The organism is Azospirillum sp. UENF 211521 (genome assembly GCF_058780535.1).
In genome coordinates, this window is record NZ_JBSNCF010000001.1 from 3137713 (window position 1) to 3159964 (window position 22252).

At 70.8% G+C, this 22252-nt stretch carries 18 protein-coding genes; 10 read left to right on the top strand and 8 right to left on the bottom strand.

Going from position 1 to position 22252, the window contains the following annotated elements; all coding sequences use genetic code 11:
- Window positions 1–29 precede the first annotated feature (29 nt).
- Window positions 30–386 carry a hypothetical protein gene (locus tag ACWPN5_RS14725; RefSeq protein WP_145681490.1) on the top strand — a complete coding sequence of 119 codons (357 nt, stop codon included), beginning with the start codon at window positions 30–32 and terminating at the stop codon, window positions 384–386.
- Window positions 387–482: 96 nt separating this feature from the next.
- Here ACWPN5_RS14725 and ACWPN5_RS14730 read toward each other — a convergent pair whose 3' ends face one another.
- From ACWPN5_RS14730 to ACWPN5_RS14750, 5 genes are all read right to left on the bottom strand, one after another.
- Complete coding sequence (locus ACWPN5_RS14730; RefSeq protein WP_492296024.1) at window positions 483–1691, bottom strand: acetate/propionate family kinase; 1209 nt, start codon at window positions 1689–1691, stop codon at window positions 483–485.
- 14 nt (window positions 1692–1705) lie between these two features.
- The gene (locus tag ACWPN5_RS14735) at window positions 1706–3157 is read right to left on the bottom strand and encodes a bifunctional enoyl-CoA hydratase/phosphate acetyltransferase (RefSeq protein ID WP_374191459.1); all 1452 of its coding nucleotides are present in this window, start codon (window positions 3155–3157) and stop codon (window positions 1706–1708) included.
- 582 nt (window positions 3158–3739) lie between these two features.
- The gene (locus tag ACWPN5_RS14740) at window positions 3740–5512 is read right to left on the bottom strand and encodes an ATP-binding protein (protein WP_492296026.1); all 1773 of its coding nucleotides are present in this window, start codon (window positions 5510–5512) and stop codon (window positions 3740–3742) included.
- Window positions 5410–5976 carry a CHASE domain-containing protein gene (locus ACWPN5_RS14745; RefSeq protein ID WP_492296028.1) on the bottom strand — a complete coding sequence of 189 codons (567 nt, stop codon included), beginning with the start codon at window positions 5974–5976 and terminating at the stop codon, window positions 5410–5412. The genes ACWPN5_RS14740 and ACWPN5_RS14745 overlap by 103 nt, the downstream gene beginning before the upstream one ends.
- 242 nt (window positions 5977–6218) lie before the next feature.
- Window positions 6219–7694, bottom strand: a complete 1476-nt coding sequence (locus ACWPN5_RS14750) for an ATP-binding response regulator (RefSeq protein WP_492296030.1) — start codon at window positions 7692–7694, stop codon at window positions 6219–6221.
- Window positions 7695–8079: 385 nt separating this feature from the next.
- Here ACWPN5_RS14750 and ACWPN5_RS14755 point away from each other — a divergent pair, with 385 nt between their 5' ends.
- The 3 genes from ACWPN5_RS14755 (at window position 8080) to ACWPN5_RS14765 (ending at window position 11882) form a co-directional block, all read left to right on the top strand.
- Window positions 8080–9282, top strand: coding sequence for a sensor histidine kinase (locus tag ACWPN5_RS14755; RefSeq protein ID WP_492296033.1), 1203 nt, complete (start codon window positions 8080–8082; stop codon window positions 9280–9282).
- A gap of 94 nt (window positions 9283–9376) precedes the next feature.
- A complete protein-coding gene (locus ACWPN5_RS14760) occupies window positions 9377–9859 on the top strand; it encodes an MmcB family DNA repair protein (RefSeq protein ID WP_145681486.1) in 483 nt (160 codons plus the stop codon).
- A 163-nt stretch (window positions 9860–10022) separates the two neighbouring features.
- The gene (locus ACWPN5_RS14765; RefSeq protein ID WP_492296035.1) at window positions 10023–11882 is read left to right on the top strand and encodes a response regulator; all 1860 of its coding nucleotides are present in this window, start codon (window positions 10023–10025) and stop codon (window positions 11880–11882) included.
- Here the strand turns inward: ACWPN5_RS14765 and ACWPN5_RS14770 are convergent.
- Window positions 11879–12442 carry a GNAT family N-acetyltransferase gene (locus tag ACWPN5_RS14770; RefSeq protein ID WP_200479016.1) on the bottom strand — a complete coding sequence of 188 codons (564 nt, stop codon included), beginning with the start codon at window positions 12440–12442 and terminating at the stop codon, window positions 11879–11881. The two genes, ACWPN5_RS14765 and ACWPN5_RS14770, sit on opposite strands and share 4 nt — an antisense overlap.
- A gap of 160 nt (window positions 12443–12602) precedes the next feature.
- Here ACWPN5_RS14770 and ACWPN5_RS14775 point away from each other — a divergent pair, with 160 nt between their 5' ends.
- The 3 genes from ACWPN5_RS14775 to ACWPN5_RS14785 all read left to right on the top strand — a co-directional run bounded on the left by ACWPN5_RS14775 (window position 12603) and on the right by ACWPN5_RS14785 (window position 16972).
- Window positions 12603–14672, top strand: coding sequence for a 4Fe-4S binding protein (locus ACWPN5_RS14775; protein WP_492296037.1), 2070 nt, complete (start codon window positions 12603–12605; stop codon window positions 14670–14672).
- A 198-nt stretch (window positions 14673–14870) separates the two neighbouring features.
- Complete coding sequence (gene moaA / locus ACWPN5_RS14780) at window positions 14871–15896, top strand: GTP 3',8-cyclase MoaA (RefSeq protein ID WP_145681483.1); 1026 nt, start codon at window positions 14871–14873, stop codon at window positions 15894–15896.
- 227 nt (window positions 15897–16123) lie between these two features.
- A complete protein-coding gene (locus tag ACWPN5_RS14785) occupies window positions 16124–16972 on the top strand; it encodes an NAD kinase (protein WP_145681482.1) in 849 nt (282 codons plus the stop codon).
- Between the two features lie 24 nt (window positions 16973–16996).
- On the opposite strand, the gene ACWPN5_RS14790 is transcribed toward ACWPN5_RS14785, so the two are convergent.
- The gene (locus ACWPN5_RS14790; RefSeq protein ID WP_492296040.1) at window positions 16997–17863 is read right to left on the bottom strand and encodes an N-formylglutamate amidohydrolase; all 867 of its coding nucleotides are present in this window, start codon (window positions 17861–17863) and stop codon (window positions 16997–16999) included.
- A 256-nt stretch (window positions 17864–18119) separates the two neighbouring features.
- Here ACWPN5_RS14790 and ACWPN5_RS14795 point away from each other — a divergent pair, with 256 nt between their 5' ends.
- Window positions 18120–19070, top strand: coding sequence for a M14 family metallopeptidase (locus ACWPN5_RS14795; RefSeq protein ID WP_247888158.1), 951 nt, complete (start codon window positions 18120–18122; stop codon window positions 19068–19070).
- A gap of 19 nt (window positions 19071–19089) precedes the next feature.
- Window positions 19090–20151, top strand: coding sequence for an AbrB family transcriptional regulator (locus ACWPN5_RS14800; protein ID WP_492296042.1), 1062 nt, complete (start codon window positions 19090–19092; stop codon window positions 20149–20151).
- A 307-nt stretch (window positions 20152–20458) separates the two neighbouring features.
- Here the strand turns inward: ACWPN5_RS14800 and ACWPN5_RS14805 are convergent, their stop codons facing one another.
- Window positions 20459–20932: a CreA family protein gene (locus ACWPN5_RS14805; protein WP_247888157.1), complete on the bottom strand. Its 474-nt coding sequence runs from the start codon at window positions 20930–20932 to the stop codon at window positions 20459–20461.
- Between the two features lie 187 nt (window positions 20933–21119).
- Here ACWPN5_RS14805 and ACWPN5_RS14810 point away from each other — a divergent pair, with 187 nt between their 5' ends.
- A complete protein-coding gene (locus ACWPN5_RS14810; protein WP_145681477.1) occupies window positions 21120–22232 on the top strand; it encodes an AI-2E family transporter in 1113 nt (370 codons plus the stop codon).
- Window positions 22233–22252: the final 20 nt, after the last annotated feature.

Below are 22252 nucleotides of genomic sequence, written 5' to 3' on the forward strand. Positions count from 1 at the left end.
GATGTTGTCTGGAAGGGGCCTGGGCCGCCATGTCGTGGTTGTCGAAATTGAGCGGACGAGGCAAATCCACCGCCGCTTCCACGGCGTCCGCCAAGGAACGCCCCACCGATCCTCCAACCATCCGGATCGACAGCCACGAATATGTGCCGGAGGAGTTCGTCCTCGGGTCTTTCCGCATCCGCCCTTATGACGGCGACCTGATCGCCAAGCAGCAGTTCGACTTCCGCATCCTCTTCCGGCTTGGCGAGGAACATTCGGATTTCGCCTGCCGGGGCGTCGTCGTGAAGATGGACGAGCAGGCCGGCCTCGTCGCCCGTTTCCACCAACCGCCGCCGGCCCACACGCGCAAGTTGATTGAGTACCTGAAACTCTGGAAAGGTCTGTAAAAAACGGACCGTTCCCCCGCACAAGGAAGGCCCGCCGTTGCGACGGCGGGCCTTCTTCATTCAACCGTCATGCGACGGCACTGGACGGACCGCCGATCAGGCGGTCTCCAGCGCCTTGCGGCTGTGCAGGGCGATCATCTGCTCCTCGTCGGTCGGGATGACGTAGACGGGGATGCGGCTGGTCGGGGCGGAGATCAGCGGGCCGTTGGCCTCGTTGGCCGCCGGGTCGAGGACCACGCCGAGCCAGGCCAGCTTGTCGCCCACCCGCGCCCGCACCGGGGCGGAGCGCTCGCCGATGCCGGCGGTGAAGACCAGCGCGTCGATGCCGCCCATGGACGCGGCGAGCGCGCCCGTCTCCTTGGCGATGCGGAAGCAGAACAGCTCCACCGCCTCCTCGGCGTGCGGGTCCGCGCTGTCCAGCAGGGCGCGCATGTCGTTGGACAGGCCCGACACGCCGAGCAGACCCGACTTGTTGTAGAGCAGCTTCTCGATGGCGTCGGCGCCCATGCCCTTCTGGCGCATCAGGTAGATCAGCACGCCGGGGTCGATGTTGCCGCAGCGGGTGCCCATGGGCAGCCCGTCCAGCGCCGTGAAGCCCATGGTGCTGTCCACGCTGCGCCCGGCGTGGATGGCGCACATGCTGGCGCCGCTGCCGAGATGGGCGACCACCACCCGGCTGTCGGCCAGTTCCGGAGCCAGCTCCGGCAAGCGGCGGGCGATATACTCGTAGGACAGGCCGTGGAAGCCGTAGCGGCGCACGCCCTCGTCGGTCAGCTCCCGCGGGATGGCGAACATCTGCGCCTGCCAGGGCTGGCCGCGGTGGAAGGCGGTGTCGAAGCAGGCGACCTGCGGCAGCTCGGGATGGGCCTCGGCCAGCGCGCGGATGGCGGCGAGGTTGTGCGGCTGGTGCAGCGGCGCCAGCGGGATGAAGCTCTCCAGCTCCTCCATCACCGCCGGGGTCAGCAGCACCGGGGCGGCGTGGCGGGTGCCGCCATGCACGACGCGGTGGCCGGCGGCCAGCAGCTTCGCCCCGTCAAGCCGCCCCTCGATCCATTCCAGCAGGAAGGCCAGAAGGGCGGTGCGGTCGGACGGCTCGCCCGCCGTCCAGACCCGCTCGGCCAGCGGATTCCTGGCGGCGTCCTTGGCCTCGAACTTCGGCTCGGTGCCGATGCCGGAGATCTGGCCGTTGATCGTGACCCGCAGCCCCCCCGCCCCGCTTTCCCGGAAGACCGAGAATTTCAGGCTGGAGGAACCGGCGTTGATGACCAGGATGGCGTTGCCGCCACCCGCGTTCTGGCTGGTCATGACGGTCGCCCCTCTCACTCGGCGGCGGCGGCGGCGCCACGGCGGCGGGCGGCGGCGGCCAGGACGGCCACGGCGCAGGACGCCAGACGGGTGCGCACGTTGTCGGCGCGGCTGGTCAGGATGATCGGCACCCGCGCGCCGAGAACGATGCCGGCGGCGTCGGAGTTCGCCAGGAAGGAGAGCTGCTTGGCCAGCATGTTGCCGGCCTCCAGGTCGGGAACCAGCAGGATGTCGGCTTGGCCGGCGACCTCGGAGACGATGCCCTTGGTGCGGGCGGCCTCCAGGCTGATGGCGTTGTCGAAGGCCAGCGGGCCGTCGAGGATGCCGCCCTTGATCTGGCCGCGGTCGGCCATCTTGCACAGCGCCGCCGCCTCCAGCGTCGAGGCGATCTTCGGGTTCACCGTCTCGACCGCCGACAGGATGGCGACGCGCGGCGTCTCGACGCCCAACACCTTGGCGAGGTCGATGGCGTTCTGGACGATGTCGACCTTGTCTTCCAGCGTCGGGTAGATGTTGATCGCCGCGTCGGTGATGAGAAGCGTGCGCGGGTAGGTCGGCACGTTCATCACGAAGACGTGGCTGAGGCGCCGGCCGGTGCGCAGGCCGGTCTCCTTGCGGACGACCTCGGCCATCAGCTCGTCGGTGTGCAGGCTGCCCTTCATCACCGCCTCGCACTCGCCGGAGCGGGCCAGCCGGACGCCGGTCTCGGCCGAGGCGTGGGAATGCGCCACGTCGACGATGCGGTAGCGGCTGATGTCCAGTCCATGGGCCTCGGCGACCGACTTGATCTTGGAGGCCGGGCCGATCAGCACCGGGTCGATCAGGTTGGCCTCGGCGGCCTCGACCGCGCCCTTCAGCGAGCTTTCGTCGCAGGGATGGACGACGGCGGTCGGCACCGGGGGCAGCGTCTCCGTCTTGCCCAGCAGCTCGTCATGCCCGTCGTGGCGGATGACCTGGACCTGCGGCAGCTCGTGCGCGGCGCGGCGGACCTTGCGGGTCGGCGCGATCACCTCGGCGAGGCCGGAGACGACCTCCTTGCCGTCCTGGTTGCGCGCCACGCAATCGAAGACGACGATGTTCTTCTCGCCGTGCTTCTCCTTGGCGGTGACCGTCACGGTGATGACGTCGCCCAAGCCCACCGGGCGCTTGAAGCGCAGGTCCTGGCCCATGTAGATCGTCCCCGGCCCCGGCAGCAGCGTGCCGAGCACGGCGGAGATCAGCGAGCCCGACCACATGCCGTGGCCGATCACCTTGTGGAACTGGCTGTCCGCGGCATACTCCTCGTCGAGGTGCGCCGGGTTGATGTCACCGGACACCGTGGCGAACAGCTCGATGTCGGACATGGTCAGACGCCGCGACAGGCTCGCCTGCTGGCCGATCTGGATTTCCTCGAAGGTGACGTTCTCGATCATGGCTGAGCCGTTCTTGCCGAAGTCGGGGGTGGCGGGCGCGGTAACACGGTCCATTGGAGAAGCTCCTCAATCGGATAGCGGCTCGGAAACGCATGATCCCCGGGCCGAATCCTCCCGGCCTGCGGATCGCCCTGTCGTCCGCGGCCTTTTTGTTGGGCCCCTGGATCGGCCGGCCCGGCAAGGGCCGACCGGCAAGGGCCGGTTCGGGGTGCCCTGAATAGCGTGGCACCGTGAAAGAGATGTGACAGGGTGGCGCATTTCGCGGTTCCGTTGCGGTGCAACAATGTCGCACCCCCCGGTCGCCGCCGGTTCCGCCGGCCCCGCCGCACCCCGCGCCGCCCGTCGTTGCCGGCTGGCGGAAGTCTCGTTCCGTCACGGTCTTACGACGGCCCAAGGTCTCACCCCATGACCTATGTCAAGCGGTTGGACGACGGATTCCGGTTACTTCCCAGCACGACAAACCGCTCGCGCAGCATTGTATCACTGAGCGGGCGCAGCATGGCAAGACCTTGCGCGCGGAGGGGCAGGATTGACGGTTCGTTGGGGTTTTCGTGAAAAGATGACGAAAATATCAGCCCATCCCTGCCGATTTCGCAGCGCACACACCCATCGCGCGCATGGTGGCGCCGGGCGGGCTCAGGCGCTCGCCACCGAGGTGGACGGTTCCTCGGGCAACGGGTGATGGCGGTCGCCGACCATCAGAACGGCGATGGAGAAGACCGTGCCCTTGCCGACGCGCGACCGGACATCGACCTGATGGCCGAGGATGTTCGCGGTGCGCCGGACGATCGAAAGCCCCAGCCCCAGCCCGCGCCCGCTGTCCCGCTGGTCGGTGCCGCAGCGGTAGAAATCGTCGAAGATCAGCTTGAGCTGGTCGGTGGGAATGCCCGGCCCGGTGTCCCACACCTCGACCACCGCCTGCCCGTCGCGGCGCCGGCAGCCGAGAAGGATCGTCCCGGTTCCGGCGTAGCGCAGCGCGTTGACCAGCAGGTTGCGCACCATGCGCTCCAGCAGCACCGGATCGCTGAGCACATAGGCGGAGGTCGGGACCATCCGCAGCACCATCCCCTTGCTCGCCGCCTGCTCGGCGAACTCCCTGTTCAGCCGGTCGGCGATGTCCTGGAAGGGGAAGACGGTGGGGCGCGGCTTGACGTTGCCGGCCTCCAGCGCGGAGGTGTCGAGCAGCGTGTTGAGCAGCGTGTTGCCGGCGGCGATCGCCTCGCCCAGCTTGTCCGCCACCTCCCGCTGCTTGGCGTCGGACAGGCGGGCGGACAGGATGTGGTGGAACAGGCTCATCGCCTGGAAGGGCTGGCGCAGGTCGTGGCTGGCGGCGGCCAGGAAGCGCGATTTGGCGCGGTTGGCCCGCTCCGCCTCGGCGTGGGCTTCGGCCAGCGCCTCGCGGATGCGCACGCCGTCGGAAATGTCGATGGCGGCGCAGATCACCCCCGACACCGCCCCGGCCTCGTCCCGCAGCGGTTCGACGATCAGGTCGAAGACCTGCTCCGGGCCGGGCGCCATCCCGATGCGGACCTCCTGCCGGGCGCCGGTGCCGCTCTCCAGCACGCCCCGCTTGACCGCGTCCAGCCGGGCCGCGTCGTCCGGCGCGTGGAGTCCGGCGTTGGTCCGCCCGATGAAGTTTTCCGCCGCCCGGCCGGTCTGCGGGTTGTACATCCACATGTAGCGCAGGTTGCGGTCCAGGCTGAAGACGGCGACGCGCGAGTGGCGCAGCGCCATCCGGAAGCGCTCCTCGCTCTCGCGCAGCGCGCGGGCCATGGCGGCGCGGGCGCGGGCCTCGGTCACCAGGAAATGCTTGGCCTGCGCCTCGCGCCGGGTGTAGCCGGCCAGGGCGCCGGTCAGCAGAAGCCCCATCACCAGGACGATCCAGGCCGGATAATCCGCCGGCGTCAGCCGCGGTTCGGGCGGAATCGCCAGGGCCAGGGTCCAGCGCCGCCCGCCGATCGCCAGATCGCGCTCGACCACCGTCTCGCCCTCCTTGCGGATCTCGCCGAAGGGCACGCCCTCCCGGCTTGCCGACAGGGCGTCGAGGTCGCGGGACGCCAGGACCCGCCCGCCGTCCCCGGCCGGCCCGTCGAGCAGATGCACGGCGCCGTGCAGACCGTTCACGCGGTTGCCCGCCTCCTCCAGCAGGCGGGCGATGCCGAAGACCGAGGCGACGTAGCCGGCGACCTCCGCGCAGCGGTCGGCGCCGTCCATCTCGTCCACGGGATAGCGGTAGACGGGAAGATACAGGCCGATGCTGCGCCCGGTCTCTCCCTGCTGGCGCGGCGGCAGGGCCTCCGTCGCCGTCAGTTCGCCCGACGCGCAGGCCCGCGCCAGCACCTCCGCCCGGTTGGGCAGCGACAGGATGTTGACCCCCTGCGTGAAGGCCCCGCCGCGCTCCGGCTCCACCAGCGTGTTGATGAACAGATCCCCCTGGGACGAGCCCGGGGCCGCCGCCGGGGTCTCCCCCCGTCGTCCCCATCCTGAACGACGAAGTCCTTCCGTCCGGCGGCCCTCATGTCCGCCTCCAGCGCCGGAACCTCGGCCGGCGGAACCCGCCGCACCCAGGTGACCGACCACAGGCCGGGATAGAGGGGCATCATCGGCCGGACCGCCGCCGCGAAGGCGTCGCGGGTGGCCGGGCGGGCGTCCGAGAAGGCCGAGCGCAGCGTGCGCAGAAGCAGCGCGTGGCTGCCGATCCGCTCCGTCAGGGCGTCGTGGAATTGGGTGAACTGCCGCTCGTGCTGCGCGCGCTCCGCCTCGCGGTTCGCCGCGCGCATCTGGAAAAAGGCGCCCAGAGTCAGCGTCAGGCCCGCGGCGACCAGCACCGGGACCGCAAACGAGACCCGTCTCCTTTTGTCCAACAGCGGCATGCCACCCGTTCCCAACGGCTATCACCGAAATCGTCGGATCGTTCGACTATAGCAAGCGGCCCCACGCCTCGATAATGGAAAAGCCATTATCCTCCCAAATGGATAGTATGTTCCGACGAGAACATGCGGGCGGCCGACTATTGATTGTCGTTTGCAAGGTCATTGCGCGCTCATTTCGATGTCAATCTTGCAATACAGGACGCACGCTGGGGATCGCCGCTTGAGAGCGACCCGAAACCTTTTCAGGATTTCAGCCGCTCGCGTCCGAGAAGCCGGGCGACCGCCCCCCGCAGGGCCATCGGCGCCACCGGCTTGTGCAGCAGCGGATAGCCGGACAGCCGCGCCTCGCGCAGGCGCATCGGGTCGGTGTCGCCGGTCAGGATCAGGCCGGGCAGCGTGGCGTCGAGCGCCTTGCCGATCTGACGAATGGCGACGATCCCGTTCATCGCCCCCTTCAACCGCAGGTCGGAGATAACGAGGTCGGGCGGCTGCGGGCCGGGGCCCAGCCGCTCCAGCGCGGCATCCACCGAGTCCGCGGCGACCACCGCGCAGCCCCATTGGCCGAGCAGCGCGCCCAGCGCCTCCAGCACCATCGGATCGTCCTCGATGACCAGCACGCGGGCGCGGCTGACATCCTCGCCGGGCTCCGTGACGATGACCCCGGCCGGGCCGGGGGGCTCCGCGGCGGCCGGCGGGTCGTCCGCGCCGTCCGCCGCACGCGGCACCAGCACCGCCAGCATGGTGCCGCGGCCGGGCGCCGAGTCCACCTCGATCCGGTGCCCCAGCCGCCGCGCCAGACCGCAGGCAAGACGCAACCCGAGGTCGATCACCGACGGGTCTCCCGCCCCGTCCGGGCGCCGGATCTCCTCCCGCAGGGCGAGAAGCTGGTCCGGCTGCAGGCCGCGGCCGGTGGACCACAGCTCGATCCGCAGATCCGGCCCCCGGCGCCGGCAGCCGAGCACCACCCTCCCCCGCTCCGTGTGACGCAGGGTGCTGGCGACGAATCCCTGGAGAATCCGCTCCAGAAGCGAGGCATCGGTGGCCACCCGCACCGAGCAGGGCAGCACCGAGAAGCGCAGACCACGCCCGTCGAGGCGGGGTGCTGCGTCCAGCGCCATCCGCGTCAGGATGCCGTTGACCACGGGGGCGCCGATGTCCGGCTGCACCAGACCGGCCTCCAGCCGCACCAGATCGAAATGCCCGTCGACCATGCCGCGCAGCGACTGGACGGCGTTGCCCATGGCGTTCAGCAGGTCGCGCGCCGCCGGATCGTTGAGGGCGCCGGCGCGTCCCGTGGCGCCCTTGCCGCCGTGAGCCCCGGCCCCGTCGAGCCGCCCCTCCAAGGCCCCCAGCAACAGCGACAGGGCGGCCAGCGGCTGGCGCAGGTCGTGGCTGGCCGCGGCGAACAGGCGGCCCGACAGGTCGGCGCCCGCCGCGGTCCCGCCGCCGGAGGGTCCGCCGCCCGCGGTTTCGTCGCCGGTGGCGCGGCGGACGAACCCGCCGCCGCTGAGCGGCCAGTCGGTGACGGTGTGGCCGGGGGGCAATCCGCGGAACAGCGGCGCCAGCGCCTCCGGCAGCGCTCCCTGGACCAGAAGGCGGTCGGCATCGGCCAGCGCCTCCGCCGCCTCGTTCCAGCCGGTCAGCCGGTCGTCGGCGTCGAAGACCAGGACCGCGCCGTGCCGTCCCGCCCCATGCGGATAAGCTCCATCGCTCGTCACGGGCGGCGTCCCCCACTGCGTGCACGCGGATTGCCGGCGACCGGAAGTGGTCCCGTGCGAACAGGCTACGGATGCGGCGCCAAGGATCAAGCCCACCGTTCGTCCGATCACCGACAGGACTATTCGGCCCGGCTTCGGGCACGGCGCCCGGCACAGCCTCAGCGGCCGCTGGCCATGCGAACAATTCAACGTGCTTTTATATAAAAGTCAAGAAAAGGCCATGAGCATCACTCCGGGCACCGTAGTAACGAAGGGATCTGTCGCAATTTGTCGGTTGCATGCTTCTCAAAATTTTTCGACTATGCGACCAATGGATGCCGTGATCGAAACCCCTTTCCGCGACCGACAACCGGAGGCGGCAACGCCGGCTGGCGCGGATTCTGCTGTGCTGTTGAACGGCGGCGATCCCGACGGGAACGGTTCGGCCAACCGTGCACAGGGGAACGATGCACGGAGCGACGATGCCCTGCTGGGCGCGGCGATGGCGGCGCTCGCCGACGGCATCGGCGTTCTGGCCGCGGTCCGTGACGACACCGGCGCCATCCGTGATTTCGAGTGGCTGACGGCCAACCGCGCCGCGGAGCGGCTGTTCGGGCATCCTCTGGCCGGGCGCCGGCTGCGCGCCGATGATCTCCAGGACGGCGAAGGGGCCGGCCTGTTCGCCGGTCTCACCGATTGCCTGACGGAAAAGCAGACCGTGCGCCGCCTGGTGATCGCCCCCGGCGGCGCGCGCTGGCGGATCGCCGCCACCCCGCTCGACCCTGCTTCCGTCGGCTCCGGCGGCGCGGCGCCGACCGTCTGCGTGTCCCTCGTGGAGCTTGGCGCCGAGGTTCCCGTCGTTCCGGAATCGCACCGCGCCCACCGGGCCAAGGCGGAATTCCTGGCGCACATGAGTCATGAGCTGCGCACCCCGCTGAACGCGGTGCTGGGCTTCTCCGAGGTGCTGCTGGCCGAGACCTTCGGCCCGCTCGGCTCCCCCCGCTACCGCAGCTACGCCGCGGACATCCACGCCAGCGGCACGCATCTCCTGTCGCTGATCGACGGCATCCTGGACCTCTCGCAGAGCGAGACCGCCCGGACGGACATGCAGGAGGAGGCCATCAACGTGGCCGACGCCGCCCGTCAGGCGCTCGCCCAGATGGGCGACAAGGCGGCGGCCCGCGGCGTCGACATCGGCGAGGATCTGTCCGCCGATCTGCCCCTGCTCTACGGCGACGCGCGGGCGCTTCAGCGGATGCTGACCAACCTGCTGTCGAACGCGGTGAAGTTCACCCCCTCGGGCGGGCAGGTGATGGTGTCGGCCAGCCCCATGCCGGACGGCGGGATCGGGCTGATGGTGGCCGACACCGGCGCCGGCATCGCCGAGGACGAGCTGGCCCGCGTCCTGGAACCCTTCGGCCGCGCCGACATGGCCGTGCCGCGCGGCGCCGCCGGGGCGGGCATCGGCCTGCCCGTGGTCAAGCGGCTGATGGAGATGCACGGCGGGCGGCTCGACCTCTACAGCGAGCCCGGCGCCGGCACGACGGCCATCCTGATGTTCCCGCCGCGGCGCAGCCTGCCGCACACCCACACCGGCGCCCGCGCCTGACCCTTTCGCGCGGCCCACGTTCGGCAGAAGTCCCTTGGCAAAGCCGCCAAGCCGGGTCATTGTGCCCCTTCGTTCCTGAACTGTTCCGTTTCAAATGGTCGATATCCTGTTGCAGGGCGACGAGCCGCCGATGCCGGCGGGCGGCGCCGTCCCGATCTTCCGCGGGGTGCGCCGGGCGCTGGCCGCGCGCGGCTTCGTCAGCATGGCGGAGTTCCGGCTGGCCAGCGGGCGCCGCGCCGACGTCCTGGCGATGGATGGCGCCGGCACCGTCGTCATCGTCGAGGTGAAGAGCTGCGTGGCCGATTTCCGGGCCGACCAGAAATGGCCGGAATACCGGGACTGGTGCGACGCCTTCTACTTCGCCGTGGACGATGCCTTCCCATCCGAGCTGATTCCCGACGACTGCGGCCTGATGGTCGCCGACGCCTACGGCGCGGAGATCCTGCGCGCGGCGCCGGAGCACCGGCTCGCCCCGGCGCGGCGCAAGGCGCTGACCCTGCGCGCCGCGCTGACCGGGGCCGGGCGCCTGCACCGGATCGAGGACCCGTCCTGGACCCAGGACACCTCGCCGGTGTGACGCCCCCGGCCCGGCCGCCCCACCCAACCGAAGCGCCATGGCAAAGCCTCGCCAAGCCGGTGTACTCTGCGCCATGAACGGGAACGGGCGGCCGGACATGCACGCACAGGACGCCGGGCCAGCCGCCGCGGCGCGAACGCACCATCGGGACGGCGGCCCGCGCATGGAATCCCCCAAAACCGGCACCGCCTGGGCAAGCGGCTTCGGAATCGGCGCCGGCGGGATCGGCGCGCTCGTCCTGGCCGCTCTGCTGGCCGGCGCCGGCGCCGGCGGCTCCGTCTGGCTCGCCCTGGCCGAGATGGACGCGCGCGCCCGTGGCCAGGCCACCCGCAGCCTGGACGAGGCGCTCGACCTGATGCGCGTCGCGGAGTTGGCCGCCGGCCTGTCCTCCAACGCGGCCGAGCTGGAATCGGCGCGCACCGCACAGCACCGGCTGACCGCCCACAACGCCTTGCGCCAGCGCACCCAGCAGCTCGGCGCTACGCTGGACACCCTGCCGCGGGAGTGGCGCGCCGAGCTGCGCTTCGCCACCCAGTCCATCCGCGCCGAAGCGGACGAGCTGAACGCCGCCGTCGAGCGCCGCCTGACCGTGCAGCGCGACCTTCAGGACCTCACCGAGCAGGTAACGGCGCGCAGCGAGGCTCTGGCCGCGGCGCTCGCCGCGGCGCACGCGCCGCCGGACGGCGCCCCCCTGCGCCGGATCGACGATTCACGGCAGGCGGTGGCCCTCCGGCTGCTCGCCGCTGGGACGGCGACGGCTCCGGCCTCGGCCGCGCGGGACGATTTCCGCAAAGCCGCCGGGGCTCTGTTCGACGCACTGGCCAGTCTGCCGATCGACGGCGCGAGCCCACGCCGCGCCGATGCGGCGCGCCAGCTCGTTGCGCTGGGCATGGACGAGCAGAACCTCTTCGACCTGCGGCAGGAGCAGGAGGCGCTGACCGCCAAGGCGGCGGGGATCGCCGCGCTGTTGCGCGGCACCGCCGCGGACCTCGTCCAGCGGACCGGGCATGGCGCGCTGGCCCTGCGTGACGGGTTGCGGGACGGAACGCGGGAGGGAGTGAACGCATCCCCACGCCGGGTGGAGGCGGAGCTGTCGGTCGCCGCCCCGGTCGGGGTCGGGCTGCTCACCGGACTGGCGATCCTCGCGACCGGCCTGGGCGTGGCGCGGACCCGCGCGCCCCGCGCGCCCCATCCCCCGGCGGAACGGACCGGCGAGTCGCCCGGCAAGCGGACGCTGCGCATCCTGCTGGCGGAGGATGAGCCGGTCAGCCAGCAGGCCGCGGCCATGCTGCTGCGCCGCGCCGGCCACGCGGTGACGCTGGCGGGCGACGGGCGGGCCGCCGTGGCGGCGGTGGAGCGGGAGCGCTACGACCTCGTCCTGATGGACATGCAGATGCCGGAAATGGACGGGGTCGAGGCGACCCGCCGCATCCGCGCCCTTCCCCAAGGCGCCGGAACCGGGGCGGCGGGGCTGCGCATCGTCGCCTTGACCGCCTCCGCCGTCCCCGGCGCGGCGGAGCGCTGCCGGGCGGCGGGGGCCGACGCCGTCCTGGAGAAGCCGCTGCGCCTGCCCGCCCTGACGGCCCTGCTGGACCGCTTGTCCGGCGCCACCGGCACGCCCCCCACCGTCATCGAACACCCGCCGCCGGAGCATGACTCCGGCCCGCCGGTGTTCGATGACGAGGCCATCCGCCAGATGCGCGAGCATCTGCCGGCGGAACGGGTGGCCACGCTGGTGGCCAACACCCTCGTCACGCTGCGCGGCTACCACGCCGCGCTGGAGCAGGCCTGGAACGCCGGGGACCGGGCGACCGCCGGGGCCATGGCCCACAAGATCGCCGGGGTGGCCGGAATTTACGGCTGCGTCGCCCTGCGGAGCGCCGCAAGGGCGCTCGAAGCCGCGCTGGACGCTGGCGGGGGCGGGCGCGAGGGCGAAGACGACCCCGACGCCCGGCGCCGCGCGCTGGACGACGCCGTCCCGCCGGCGCTCGCCGCGCTGGAGCGGTGGAGCGACGGCGGCTAACGCACCGCCACCGGCTGGCCCGGCCCCTGGCCCTGCGGAATGTCCGACCGCCCGGCCCCCAGATCCTTCTGCATCATGACCACGTCCAGCCAGCGCCCGAACTTCAGCCCCACGGCCTCGACGACGCCGCAGGTGCGGAAGCCCAGAGCGGCGTGCAGCCCGATGGAGCCGGTGTTCTCCGATCCGCCGACCAGCGCCACCATCTGCCGGTAGCCCTGCGCCACGCAGCGGTCGATCAGCGCCTGCAGCAGCAGGCGCCCGAGGCCCCGGCCGCGCGCCTCCTCGGCGATGTAGACGGAATCCTGGATGGTGAAGCGGTAGGCGGAGCGGATGTGGTAGGCGCTGCCGTAGGCGTAGCCCAGGACCACCCCGTCGCGCTCGGCGACCAGCCAGGGCAGCCCGGCGCCGGTGATGGCGCGGAAGCGCGTCTCCAGTTCGGCCGCGTCGGGCGGCTCCTCCTCGAAGGTGCCGACGCCATGGAGGACATGGTGCTCGTAGATCCGCTGGAAGGCGGGGACATCCTCGATGCGGGCGTCGCGGACGGTGGGGGCGCTGGTCATGGCGGGACGGGTCCGACGGGTAAGGTGTGGACGGCCATCCTGCCGCACGCATTTTGCTGTCGCAACCGTGCCACCCAGCCGATATGTACAGAACTGGAACGCGCTGTGTGCAACAGGGCTTTTCAGGGCAGGTTTTTTTCAGGGCAAGGGATTGGAAGCGATGAAGATCAACGGCCGGACGGTGCTCGTCTGCGATTGCGCCCACAGCATGGCGCTCGACGGCAAGGCGTTGGCCAGGGCCTGCGGGGCCGCGGCGGGGGCGGAGGGCGAGCTGTCGGTCGCCACCCAGCTCTGCCGCACCCAGCTCGACCGCTTCGAGGCGCGCGTGGCGGAGGGCGCCCCGCTGCTCGTCGCCTGCACCCAGGAGGCCCCGCTGTTCGCGGAGATCGCCGCCCAGGACAATCCTGACGCCACCTTGGCCTTCACCAACATCCGCGAGCGCGCCGGCTGGTCGGACGAGGGCGCGCTGGCGGGACCGAAGATCGCCGCCCTGCTGGCCGAGGCGGCCATGGACATCCCGCCGACCGGCACCATCACCCTGGCGTCGGAAGGCACCGCGCTGGTCTACGGCACCGACGAGCGCGCCATCGAGGTCGCCCGGCAGCTCTCCGGCAGCCTGGACGTCACCGTTCTGCTGAAATCCCCCAAGGACGTCGCCCCGCCGCGCGTCATGGACGTGCCGGTCTTCAAGGGCACCATCCGCGCCGCCAAGGGCTGGCTCGGCAATTTCGAGATCGTGGTGGACGACTACGCCCCGGCTCTTCCGGCCTCGCGCGCCGTGCTGGGCTTCGAACAGCCGCGGCACGGCGCCGCCTCGCGCTGCGACGTCATCGTGGACCTGACCGGCGGTGCGCCGCTGTTCCCCGCGCACGGCAAGCGCGACGGCTACCTGCGCCCCGACCCGGACAGCCCGGCCGCCGTCGCCAAGGCGGTGTTCGAGGCCGCCGATCTGATCGGCGAGTTTGAGAAGCCGCGCTACATCGACTTCAAGGCCGACCTCTGCGCCCATTCGCGCAGCCGCAAGACCGGCTGCACCCGCTGCCTGGAGGTCTGCCCGACCGGCGCCATCACGCCGAACGGCGACCATGTGGCGATCGACCCGCACATCTGCGCCGGCTGCGGCTCCTGCGCCTCGGTCTGCCCGACCGGGGCCAGCACCTACGCCCTGCCGCCGCTCCAGACGGTCTACGAGCGGCTGCGCACGCTGCTCTCCTCCTACGCCAAGGCCGGCGGGACGGAGCCGGTCCTGCTCGTCCACGACCCACGGCACGGCGATGAGATGATCTCGCTGATCGCGCGCCACGGGCGCGGCCTGCCGGCGCGCGTGCTGCCCTTCGCGGTGAACGAGGTGACGCAGCTCGGCTTCGACGTGTTCGCGGCGGCTTTGGCCTATGGTGCTGCGCGGGTGCGCGTTCTGGTCGGGCCGGGCAACGCCGGCGAGACCGCCGGGCTGGCCAGCCAGATCGGTTTGGCCGAGACGGCAATGGCGGGCCTGGGCTACGGCTCGGGCCGGGTGTCGATCATCGACGCCCAGGACCCCGACGCGGTCGCCGCCGAGCTGTGGGACCTGCCGCGCCAGGGCGCTCCGGCTCCCGGCACCTTCCTGCCGATGGGCGGCAAGCGCACCGTCACCATGCTGGCGCTGCGCCATCTGCACAAGGTCGCGCCGGAGCCGATCGAGGTGCTGCCGCTGCCGCCGGGCGCGCCCTTCGGGCGGGTGCAGGTGATGACGGAGGGCTGCACGCTCTGCCTGTCCTGCGTCGGCGCCTGCCCGACCGGGGCGCTGCTCGACAACGCCGACAAGCCGATGCTGTCCTTCTCGCAGGATGCCTGCGTACAGTGCGGCCTGTGCAAGACGACCTGTCCGGAGAAGGTCATCGCCCTGGTCTCGGAGATCGACTTCAGCGACAGCGCCCGCGGCGCCAAGGTGCTGAAGGAGGAGGAGCCCTTCTGCTGCGTCAAGTGCGGCAAGCCCTTCGCCACCAAGTCCTCGATCGACAAGATCGTCGCGGTGCTGGCCGGGCGGCACGCCATGTTCGCCACGCCGGAGGCCGCCGACCGCATGCGCATGTGCGGCGACTGTCGCGTCGTCGACCAGTTCGAGCGGGGCGACTCGCCCTTCGCCCTGGGCGCGCCCCGGGCGCCGCGCACCACCGAGGACTATCTGCGCGAGCGCGAGCAGGCCCAGAACGGCAAGGGCGGCGGCCCAGATGGCGGCAGCGTCCACTGACCGGCCGGACGCCTCGCACCGAGCGGCGCCGCGACTTGATCCCCGTCAAGCTCCGGCGTCGCGTGGCGTGGTTTCCTGCCCCCGAAATTCCAGGTGGCGAAAAAGCCGCAACGCAAACCTATATATCAGAACCGGATTCGGGGTCATAATCGCGATCCGGACCGCATGACACGGACCCCCCTGGGGAGAAGCCTGACGATGACGACCGTTCCGCCGACCGCCGCCGCCCCGCTCGTCGATCCGTTCGGGCGCACCGTCAGCTATCTGCGCGTGTCCGTCACCGACCGCTGCGACCTCCGCTGCGTCTACTGCATGGCGGAGGACATGAGCTTCCTGCCCAAGGCGGAGGTGCTGACGCTGGAGGAGATCGACCGCGTCTGCTCGGCCTTCGTCAAGCTGGGCACCCGCAAGCTGCGGCTGACCGGCGGCGAGCCGCTGGTCCGCAAGGGCATCCACGAGCTGATCCACAGCCTGGGCCGCCACGTGAAGGCCGGCGACCTGGACGAGCTGACGCTGACCACCAACGGCAACATGCTGTTCAAGTACGCCGGCGATCTGGCGGAGGCCGGCGTGCGCCGGATCAACGTGTCACTCGACACGCTGGACCCCCACAAGTTCCAGGCGATCACCCGCTGGGGCCGGCTGGACAAGGTTCTGGGCGGGCTCCAGGCCGCCAAGGAGGCGGGGCTTCAGGTCAAGATCAACACGGTCGCGCTGAAGGGCGTGAACGACGACGAGTTCCACCGGCTGGTCGGCTGGTGCGGCGAACAGGGCTTCGATCTGACCTTCATCGAGGTCATGCCGATGGGCGAGATCGGCGACGAGGCGCGGCTCGACCAGTATCTGCCGCTCAGCCTCGTCCGGGCGGAGCTGGCCAAGCGCTGGACCCTGGACGAGATCGACTACCGCACCGGCGGCCCGGCCCGCTATGTGCGGGTGGCGGAGACCGGCGGGCGCATCGGCTTCATCACGCCGCTGACCCACAATTTCTGCGAAAGCTGCAACCGCGTGCGGCTGACCTGCACCGGCACCCTCTACATGTGCCTGGGCCAGGAGGACGCCGCCGACCTGCGCACCCCGCTTCGCCTCAGCGACGACGACGGGCTGCTGGTCCAGACGGTGCGCGACGCCATCGCCCGCAAGCCCAAGGGCCACGACTTCATCATCGACCGCCGCCACCAGGGCCCGGCGGTCCCCCGCCACATGAGCGTGACCGGCGGATGATCCGCCCGCAGCCGAGCGCCCTCGCCCCTCTGGGGAGAGGGAGGGGACCCACGCCGCCGGCGTGGGGTGGGTGAGGGGGCTGCACGTGGTGGTGCGTTCGGCAAAAGCTCATCCCCTTCACCCTGACCCTCTCCCCAGAGGGGAGAGGGACATGAAGTGCGACGGCCCCGCCCGTCGACCGAAGCGGCCTTCTGCAACCGGGCACTCTGCGCTATGGTCCCCGTGACATGACCGAAACCGCCGCCAAGCTGCCCGCCGATCCGACCCTGGACCCGCTGGCGCCCGATCCCCGCAAGCCCGCCGACCTCCGCATCGCCTTCTGCGCGGCGAACACGGAAGAGGCGATGCGGGCGCGCACCCGGCTGGTCCACCGCTACGGCAACGCGCCGCTGGAGGACGCCGACGTCGTGGTGGCGCTGGGCGGCGACGGCTTCCTGTTGGAGACGCTGCACCGCGCGCTGAAGCGCGACGGGCACAACCCGCCGCCGGTCTACGGCATGAACCGCGGTTCGGTCGGCTTCCTGCTGAACGTCTTCCGCGAGGACGAGCTGGCCGAGCGGCTGGCCAGCGCCCAGAGCGTCACGCTGCACCCCCTGCGCATGAGGGCCACCCGCTGCAACGGCGATCAGGTGGAGGCGCTGGGCATCAACGAGGTGTCGATGCTGCGCGAGACGCGGCAGGCCTCGAAGCTGCGCATCACCGTGGACGGGGTGGTCCGCCTGCCGGAGCTGATCTGCGACGGCGTGCTGGTCGCCACCCCCGCCGGCAGCACCGCCTACAACCTGTCGGCTCATGGGCCGATCATCCCGCTGGGCGCCGGGGTGCTGGCGCTGACGCCCATCAGCTCCTTCCGGCCGCGACGCTGGCGCGGCGCGCTGCTGCCGCACAGCTCCAAGATCACCGTGGACATCCTGGAGGAGGTCAAGCGCCCGGTCAGCGCCGTGGCCGATTCGACCGAGGTGCGCGAGGTCATCCGCGTCGATGTGGAAGAAGCGCGCGATGTCGCGCTGACCCTGCTGTTCGACCCGGAACTGAACTTCGAGGAGCGGATCCTCAAGGAGCAGTTCTCGCCGTAACCGCGCCCGTTCCCGGCTGGGACGTTACTCGGCGGCGCGGCGCGCGGTGCTGGCCTGCGCGTGGGCGCAGATGCGCCGGGTCAGCGTGGTCAGGTCGGCCTGGAGCCGGGCGAAACCCTCGTTCCGCTCCAGAGTCTCCTCGTTCATGTAGAGACGCCGGTTGATTTCGAGCTGGAGGGAATGGCGGCCCCGCGCCGGATCGGAATGGCGCGACACCAGCTCGACGCCCTTGAAGGGATGGTTCCGCGCGACCTTGTAGCCGAGCCCGGTCAGAACCTTCTCCACCAGGGCGGTGAAGCCCGGCTCGCAGGTGGTGCCGTCGCGGTCGCCCAGCACGAAATCCATGCCCAGCTTGTGCGCCGCCGCCGGCCCGACCGCTGAGGGCATGGAATGGCAGTCGACGTGCCAGACGGCGCCGAAGCGCGCGGCCAGATCGTCCATCACGCTGGCGACCTGGAAATGATAGGGCCGGTAGTAACGGTCGATGCGCTCCGCCACCTCGGCCACCGACAGCCGCCCATCGTAGAGCGGCATCCCCGGACGGCACAGCGTGCGGATCAGCCCCATGCCCGCGGCGCTCTTCTCCGTCGGGCGCAACGGCTCCGGCCAGCGCCCGTCGAGAAGCGCCGGGTCGATGTCGTCGATGGCCCGGTTCGCGTCGATGTAGGTGCGGGGGAACAGAGCGCAGAGCAGCGTCGCGCCATGCTCCGGCGCGTGGGCGAACAGCTCGTCCACATGGGTGTCCTCGGCCTGCCGCAGGGTGGACAGCGGGCAGACGAAGGCGAAATCGCGCGGGTAGACGGTGCCGCTGTGCGGTGAATCGAAGAACACCGGCAGGCGCGGGACGATCGGATCGTTGCGGACGAGCACGTCCTCGATCACGAAACTCATGGCTGACCCCGGTGTACCAACTGCGCCGACCGACCACGGCACCTGCCCGGATGACGTAGCAGGACGCTGCGGCGGATGGATTCGGGTATAGACGATGGCCGGAAGCCCGTCGACCAAAAACCGTCATACACCGGTAAGGCAAAGGACATGATCGGCCGGGGGAATGGCGGGGCTGGCGCGGCGCCGGACTCTCCGCCATACTGACCATTCAGCGACAGCGCCCGGCACCGGCCAGACCCGCAAAGGCGATATCCGCTTGACCGAATCCCTGCCACCGATTGAATTGACGCCGCCGGACATCGGCCCCTACCGCCGCGGCAACACCGGCATCGACCACGTCACGACGCTGGAGTCCGGTCGTCCCGGCCCCCACGCCGTCATCGTGTCGCTGATCCACGGCAACGAGATCGGCGGGGCGGTGGCGATGGACCGGCTGTTCCGGCTGGGCGTCCGCCCCACCCGCGGGCGGCTGACCCTGGCCTTTGCCAACACCGCCGCCTACCAAGGCTTCGACGCCGAGCGCCCCTACGCTTCCCGCTTCGTCGATGAGGACATGAACCGCGTCTGGTCGCCGGAGGTTCTGGACGGCCCACGCGACAGCGCGGAACTGCGCCGCGCCCGGCAGCTCCGCCCGGTGTTCGACGCCGCGGACGTCATCCTCGATCTGCATTCCATGACGGCGGACACGCCGCCCCTGACGCTGTGCGGGCGGACCGACCGCGCCCGCGCCCTGGCCCTCCGGCTCGGCTATCCGGCCTGGATCGTCGCGGACGAGGGGCACGCGGCGGGGCGGCGGGTGATCGATTACGCGGACTTCGCCGCAGCGGACGGGCGGCGCACCGCCATCCTGGTCGAATGCGGCCAGCACTGGCGGAACGAGACGGCGCTGGTGGCCCTGGAAAGCGCCATGCGTTTCCTGCTCGCCCAGGAGATGATCGCCCCGTCGCTGGCCGACCGCCACATCCGCCGCCACCCCGATCCGCTGCGCACCGTCGAGGTGACCGAAGCGGTGACCGCGGAAACCGACGAGTTCTTCTTCGACCAGCCCTATGTGGGGATGGAGATCATTCCCCGCGCCGGAACGGTCCTCGGCCGCGACGGCGACCGTCCGGTCGTGACGCCCTACGACGACTGCGTGCTGATCATGCCGGCCCGGCGCCCCAAAACCGGGCAGACCGCCGTCCGGCTGGGTCGGATCGTTCCGTGAACCGGACACAGCGGGCGGCATGACCATCGGACCGGGGCTCCGGCCCGTCGCGCTCGCCCTCGCGCTGGGAACGGCGGGGGGCGCGCTGTTCAGCTATTTCCACCTGCCGCTGGCCTGGATGATCGGCGCCATGACCGCCACCACGGTCGCCGCCATGGCCGGCGTCGCGCTGCATGTGCCGAAGCCGCTGCGCAACGCCATGATCATGATCCTCGGCGTGATGCTGGGCAGCGGCTTCACCCCGGACATCCTGGGGCGGCTCGGCGAATGGAGCCTGTCGCTGAGCGCGCTGGCCGTCTATCTCGTGCTGGCGACCACGCTGGGCGTACAGTACCTGCGCCGCGCGGCCCGGCTGGACCCGCCCACATCCTTCTTCACCGCTACCCCCGGCGGGCTGAACGAGATGGTGATGGTCGGCACCCAGATGGGCGGCGACAGCCGGACCATGGCGCTGTCCCACGCGCTGCGGGTGATGCTGGTGGTCCTGGTGATCCCCTTCGCCTTCCAGGCGCTGGGCCTCTACGACCCGTCGCGGCGCGGCACGCTCGGCCCGCCCCTGCTGTCGCTCGCCCCGCTGGACGTGGCGCTGCTGTCCGCCTGCGCGCTGGGCTACCCCCTGGCGAAGCTGCTGCGGATTCCCGCCGCCCAGATCGTCGGGCCAATGCTGCTGTCCGCCGCGATCCACCTCGCCGGCCTGACCGAGGGCAAGCCGCCGGGTGTGCTGGTCGCCGCCGCCCAGGTGGTGATCGGCGCGTCGCTGGGCTGCCGCTTCACCGGGCTGAACATCCGCCGCATCGGGCGCGACGGGCTGACCGCGCTGGGCCTCACCGGGCTGATGCTGCTGGTCACCACGGCGGCGGCCTGGATGGTCGACGAGGCGACGGGGCTGGGGCTGGCCGCGCTGATCCTCGCCTTCGCGCCGGGCGGGCTGGCCGAGATGACGCTGGTCGCGCTGGCGCTGAACATCGACGTGGCGCTGGTCGCCACCCACCACATGGTGCGCATCATCCTGATCGTGACGCTGGCGCCCGGTGTCTACCTGCTGTGGCGCAAGTGGCGGTCCCGCCACGGCCAAGCCTGACGAGTCGCCGCCGAGCCCGCCGGCCAATCCGCCGCACACGCATGTGTGGAGTTTCCATTGCGCCCATCCCGCGCGCCGTGCGAGGTGGAGGCGCGGACGGGTGATGGGTGGCCATCACCCCGCCGCTCAACGAGGAGGCTCGGAGGATGAAGGAAATCCTCGGTCTCCTGATCCTGCTGCTCCAGATCGTCAAGGCGATCCTTGATCTTCTGAACCGGCAGTGATCGGGCCGGGAGGCGGGGGATAGCAGCCCCTGCCTCCCAAGCCTGATGATGGCGCCGCGCCCGCCCGATTGCAAGCCATCCGATCATTTCACGGGAGGTTTACCCTTTTCCCACTGGGGGTTCGTGTCGATCAGCGGCACGCTGGAGATGGCCATCTTCGCGGAGGCGTCCTTCACCTGCCGGCTGTAGACGACGTAGATCAGCGTGTCGTTCACCCGGTCGTAGATGCGGCGGATGGCGATGGACTTGAAGACCAGGCTCTTGCGCTCGGAAAAGACCTCCTCGCCCTTCTGCGACAGCTCGATGTCGCCGATCACCAGCGGCCCGGTGCGCCGGCAGGCGATGGAAGCGTTGGACGGGTCCTCGAACCAGTTCCCCTTGGTCAGCCGGTCGAGCACGCTGCGGTCGAAATCCACCAGATGGCAGGTGATGCCCTTCACCTTCGGATCCTCGATCGCCTGCACCTGAAGCCCGTTGCCGGTCCAGTCGTTGGAGAAACGCCCGACGACGGCGTCCTCGGCCAAAGCAGCGGTGGAGGCGGCCATCGGTGGCAGCACGGATAGCGCCAGGACCATCAGGCCGCGGCGAACGTTTATCGAAGGGAACGGGCTGCGCATCTCGTGGAACTCCGGTCATCGCGAAGCGGGGCCGCGTGGGCGCGGTCCTGGAATACCCCTAAATCGGGCGGGGGTCCGGCGCCGTCAAGCGTCCCCCGGCCCGCTACTCCCGGAGTGCCTGCCCCCGATGAGCGACCGCACGATCGATCCGCCCCTCACCCCGCCGCCGGAGCCGGTGACCGAGCCCCTGCCCCCGGCCCGGAATCCCCGCGACCCGGTGCGGGTGGCCGTGGTGGGTCTGTTCGTCATCGCGCTGCTGTTCACGCTGTATTTCGGGCGCGACGTGCTGCTGCCGATCATGCTGGCGTTGATCCTCAGCCTGCTGCTGCGGCCCTGCGTGCGCGGCCTCTACCGGCTCGGCCTGCCGGAGGCGCTGGGCGCGGCGGTGGTGGTGCTCCTGGTGATGTCCGCCGGGCTGGGGGCCATCTACACGCTGACAACCCCGGCCACCGAATGGGTCAACCGGATGCCCCGCGTGGTCCATGAGCTGGAATTCAAGCTGGGCGACATTCGCGAGGGGATCGACCGCGCCCGGGAGGCCTCCCGCCAGATCGAGCAGATGGCCTCCGACCGCAACGGCGCGGCGCGGGAAGTGGTGGTGCGCGGCCCGTCGCTGGCCGAGCAGGTGCTGCACCAGGCGGAGGCGGTGATCGCCAACGTGGTGATCCTTCTGGTGCTTCTCTATTTCTTCCTGGCCCGCGGCCGGCAGAGCCTGGAAGCGCTGATCGGCACGATGCGCGACGTCGACGACCGCGTGCATTACGCCATGGTCGCCGCCACGGTGCAGCAGAACATCGCCGCCTATCTGGCGACCATCACGGTCATCAACATCGGGCTCGGCCTCGCGACGGCGCTGGCGATGTGGCTGTGGGGGGTGCCCAACGCGGCGCTGTGGGGAACGCTGGCCGGCCTCATCAACTACGTCCCCTTCATCGGGCCGGCGGTGATGACGGCGGTTCTGTTCCTGGTCTCGGCGCTCACCTTCGACGGGGGGCTGCACATCTTCGGGCCGCCGCTGACCTTCGTGGCTCTGACGATGATGGAGGGCAACTTCCTGACCCCGATGATCGTCGGGCGGCGGCTGGCGCTGAACCCCATCGCGGTGTTCGTGTCCATCCTGTTCTGGGGCTGGATGTGGGGCATCCCCGGCGCCCTGCTGGCGGTGCCGATCCTGGCGATTCTGAAGATCCTGTTCGACGCGCACGAGCCGCTGAAACCTGTCGGCGCCCTGCTGGGCTGACGCTGCGGCTCTGGCCGGGA

Excerpts from the sequence above, each read along its gene's own strand:
- ACWPN5_RS14760 (WP_145681486.1), top strand. The coding sequence starts at position 9,377 with ATGGTCGATATCCTGTTGCAGGGCGACGAGCCGCCGATGCCGGCGGGC.
- ACWPN5_RS14790 (WP_492296040.1), bottom strand. The coding sequence starts at position 17,863 with ATGAGTTTCGTGATCGAGGACGTGCTCGTCCGCAACGATCCGATCGTC.
- ACWPN5_RS14765 (WP_492296035.1), top strand. The coding sequence starts at position 10,023 with ATGGAATCCCCCAAAACCGGCACCGCCTGGGCAAGCGGCTTCGGAATC.
- ACWPN5_RS14730 (WP_492296024.1), bottom strand. The coding sequence starts at position 1,691 with ATGACCAGCCAGAACGCGGGTGGCGGCAACGCCATCCTGGTCATCAAC.
- ACWPN5_RS14745 (WP_492296028.1), bottom strand. The coding sequence starts at position 5,976 with ATGCCGCTGTTGGACAAAAGGAGACGGGTCTCGTTTGCGGTCCCGGTG.
- moaA (WP_145681483.1), top strand. The coding sequence starts at position 14,871 with ATGACGACCGTTCCGCCGACCGCCGCCGCCCCGCTCGTCGATCCGTTC.
- ACWPN5_RS14735 (WP_374191459.1), bottom strand. The coding sequence starts at position 3,157 with ATGGACCGTGTTACCGCGCCCGCCACCCCCGACTTCGGCAAGAACGGC.
- ACWPN5_RS14800 (WP_492296042.1), top strand. The coding sequence starts at position 19,090 with ATGACCATCGGACCGGGGCTCCGGCCCGTCGCGCTCGCCCTCGCGCTG.
- ACWPN5_RS14810 (WP_145681477.1), top strand. The coding sequence starts at position 21,120 with ATGAGCGACCGCACGATCGATCCGCCCCTCACCCCGCCGCCGGAGCCG.
- ACWPN5_RS14775 (WP_492296037.1), top strand. The coding sequence starts at position 12,603 with ATGAAGATCAACGGCCGGACGGTGCTCGTCTGCGATTGCGCCCACAGC.
- ACWPN5_RS14725 (WP_145681490.1), top strand. The coding sequence starts at position 30 with ATGTCGTGGTTGTCGAAATTGAGCGGACGAGGCAAATCCACCGCCGCT.
- ACWPN5_RS14785 (WP_145681482.1), top strand. The coding sequence starts at position 16,124 with ATGACCGAAACCGCCGCCAAGCTGCCCGCCGATCCGACCCTGGACCCG.
- ACWPN5_RS14770 (WP_200479016.1), bottom strand. The coding sequence starts at position 12,442 with ATGACCAGCGCCCCCACCGTCCGCGACGCCCGCATCGAGGATGTCCCC.